This is a genomic window from Nostoc sp. T09, from assembly GCF_002154695.1.
GTDB lineage: Bacteria > Cyanobacteriota > Cyanobacteriia > Cyanobacteriales > Nostocaceae > Aulosira.
Map to the genome: position 1 here is coordinate 1 of NZ_MTAV01000241.1, position 2,129 is coordinate 2,129.

At 44.1% G+C, this 2,129-nt stretch carries 2 protein-coding genes and 1 pseudogene; 2 read left to right on the plus strand and 1 reads right to left on the minus strand.

Features of this window, described 5'->3' with window-relative positions; translation table 11 throughout:
* A pseudogene (locus tag BV372_RS36935) lies at positions 1 to 784 on the plus strand (hypothetical protein); the annotation flags it as partial.
* Between the two features lie 108 nt (positions 785 to 892).
* Here BV372_RS36935 and BV372_RS36940 read toward each other — a convergent pair.
* Complete coding sequence (locus BV372_RS36940; RefSeq protein WP_179198325.1) at positions 893 to 1,033, minus strand: hypothetical protein; 141 nt, start codon at positions 1,031 to 1,033, stop codon at positions 893 to 895.
* A gap of 567 nt (positions 1,034 to 1,600) precedes the next feature.
* On the opposite strand from BV372_RS36940, the gene BV372_RS33390 reads away from it, so the two are divergent.
* Positions 1,601 to 1,996: a hypothetical protein gene (locus BV372_RS33390; protein ID WP_086691597.1), complete on the plus strand. Its 396-nt coding sequence runs from the start codon at positions 1,601 to 1,603 to the stop codon at positions 1,994 to 1,996.
* Positions 1,997 to 2,129: the final 133 nt, after the last annotated feature.

Here is a 2,129-nt window from a genome sequence, read left to right on the forward strand (position 1 = left end):
TGCTCTGAGTGCTTTAGCTGATAAACTGCCAGAGTTGTTGCCAGAAGCACTCAACGCCGCCAGGGCTATTCAGGATGAGAGGGAGCGCATCTCTGCCCTCAGAGCCTTAGCTGACAAACTGCCAGAGGTATTGCCAGAAGCACTCAACGCCGCTAGAGCTATTCAGGATGAGTATTTTCGCGCTTCTGCTCTCAGAGCCTTAGCTGATAAACTGCCAGAGGTATTGCCAGAAGCACTCAATGCCGCTAGCAGGGCTATTCAGGATGAGTATTCTCGCGCCTCTGCTCTCAATGCCTTAGCCGACAAACTGCCAGAAGTATTGCCAGAAGCACTCAATGCCGCCAGGGCTATTCAGGATGAGTATTTTCGCGCCTCTGCTCTCAATGCCTTAGCCGACAGACTGCCACCACAGTTATTGCCAGAAGCACTCACCACCGCCAGGGAAATTCGGTCTGAGAAATACCGCGTCGATGCCCTCAGTGCTTTAGCCGACAAACTGCCACCACAGTTATTGCCAGAAGTACTCAAAGCCTCCAGGGAAATTCAGTCTAAGGAATATCGCGCCTTAGCCCTCAGTGCCTTAGCTTCGGGTCTGTCAAAAATACCGAATGCTAAACTTTTCTCCTTGTGGCAAGATACACTTGATGAGTTATCTGTTCGCACTCGCCCTAACTTGCTACAAGATATTAACGCATTGTTTCCAGTTATCTTTGCGTTAGGTGGTGAAGTTGCAACGGAAGAAGTTGCCCGTGCCATTATAGATATGGGCCGATGGTGGAAATAATTTGTAATTCATAATTCGTAATTGAAAGGACGCTGTCTCTTCACAACTGCGATCGCGCAAATTTATTGGACAGTACACTAAGCGTAGGCATCCCCTACTAAACCACCCTTAATTATCCGCTAATGCTCGTAATGCGATCGCAGATTCGGGTAACATCCTATATTTAAGCGTGGTCGGCGCTTGGGAAATCATCAAATCACCCAGTATTCTGTTCAAATTATATAAAGCGATCGCACTCTGTCTGTTCACAACTGCGATGTCTACGACAAGCCGATGCTGCGTCTACGCAAAATCAGCTTTCTTTAGCAAAATCACCTCATCCATAGAGAACCTCAACCCATTCGTGACCAACCAGATCGGGTTGCTTATCAATGAGTACTCATCCATAGAGAACCTCAACTCATTTGTGACCAACTAGATCGGGTTGTTTATCAAAGAGTACTCATCCATAGAGAACCTCAACTCATTTGTGACCAACGAGATCGGGTTGTTTATCAATGAGTACTCATCCATAAAGAACATCATCTCATTTATAACCAACGAGTTAATTTTCTGCGTCAAGAGGTTGCACTAGGTGATAACAAATTGTGCTGCTACAACTTAGAGAACTCTAAGGGGCAATGGCTACAGATTACGCATAATTACAGAATTATATCCCTAAAATATTGTTAAAAAAAGCTAAATATTTGTGATTTTCCCTGAGCCGGAATACTGCTGTTTTAAGACAAGCTAACAGTAGTACCGCGAAGCGAAATTTAAAATAAAGTTAATTTTTTTACGCCGTGCTGTACGAGAAAAATTTATGAGGAATAATTTATGACTCTAGCCAAACGTTCATCTCGCATTCTCGAAAAAGCTCAACAGAGAGTTTCTGGAATGCAAACCATCGATCAGAATCTTGATTTTGGCCATTCTAACAACTTGCAAAATATGCAACAACAAATTGAGCAATTACGCGCCAAGCTCAACACTCATAATAATGCTCTAGCTGTAATTGATGCTTCTAGAACTGATATTGAACAGCTAGAAAAAAGCTTGAGTGTGTTGTGTGAAAATATGCTGATGTCAGTTGGAGGGAGATACGGCAAAGACAGCGCCGAATATGTCAAGGCTGGTGGTGTGCGTAAGAGCGATCGCATTCGCAAAGGCACTAACACTCGGATAAAAACTGGTGCAGAGCAAGCGGCTGTTAAGTCTGATGAAACTACCTAGTATTATTTCCTAAGATTCATACTTGATGTTTGAAATATTACGTAATTGGGTTTCGGTGGGCGATGCCCACCCGACTCAACAACCTACAGGAGAAACATCAATATGCGTAGCCAAACGAGTGCAGCAAGCACGC

What these genes read in the sequence shown, in the direction of transcription:
- BV372_RS33390 (WP_086691597.1), top strand. Translation starts at nt 1,601, where the DNA reads ATGACTCTAGCCAAACGTTCATCTCGCATTCTCGAAAAAGCTCAACAG.